General features: G+C 41.5%; 1 pseudogene. It reads left to right on the top strand.

Going from position 1 to position 692, the window contains the following annotated elements:
- A pseudogene (locus SORDD16_RS09900) lies at positions 1-692 on the top strand (type I pullulanase); the annotation flags it as partial.

The following is a 692-nucleotide window of genomic DNA, read 5'->3' as shown; positions in this document are numbered from 1 at the left end:
CATCTTTCAGATTATCAGACCAATTTTAAACTCTGGGCTCCCACGGCTACAGCAGTCCAAGTGGTCGTTTATGAAAATACAAGTAACGACGCTCCGATTTGGAAAACCTTTAATTTAGAACGAGGCAATAGCTATTCATACAGTCATAAGTACAATACCATTGGTGTCTGGAGTTTAGCGCTGGATGAAAATCTTACAGGTAAGGCTTATCAGTATCAGATTGAGTTTCCTCATCACCAGACTTTGACGAGAGATCCTTACACGATTGCTACAAGTCCTGATGGAAAACGTTCTGTCATCCTCTCTCAGCAAGATAGACAGGTAGAAGGGTTTGAAGTCAAACACGGAGTAGATGCACACTGGCGTTTGGAAAATCCATGTAAAGCAGTTATCTGTGAAATGCATATTCGTGATTTTACCAAATCATCCACATCTGGAGTTCCAGAAAACCTTCGAGGGACCTTCCTTGGGGCTGCCCAGACTGAAACTGTAAATCAATATGGCCAAGCAACTGCCTTTGACTATATTAAAGAGCTCGGCTGTAATTATGTTCAGCTTCAACCAATCTTTGATCGACACAAGGAATATGATGAGGACGGAAATGTAACCTATAACTGGGGTTATGACCCTCAAAACTACAATGCACTAGAAACAAGTTTTTCGAGCAATCCGAATGATCCTGGACAAGTTAT

This window comes from Streptococcus oralis, assembly GCF_001578945.1.
In the GTDB taxonomy this organism is placed as follows: Bacteria; Bacillota; Bacilli; order Lactobacillales; family Streptococcaceae; genus Streptococcus; species Streptococcus oralis_Q.
Note: the sequence above shows the minus strand (reverse complement) of the source record. Positions and strands in the feature narration are given on the sequence as shown.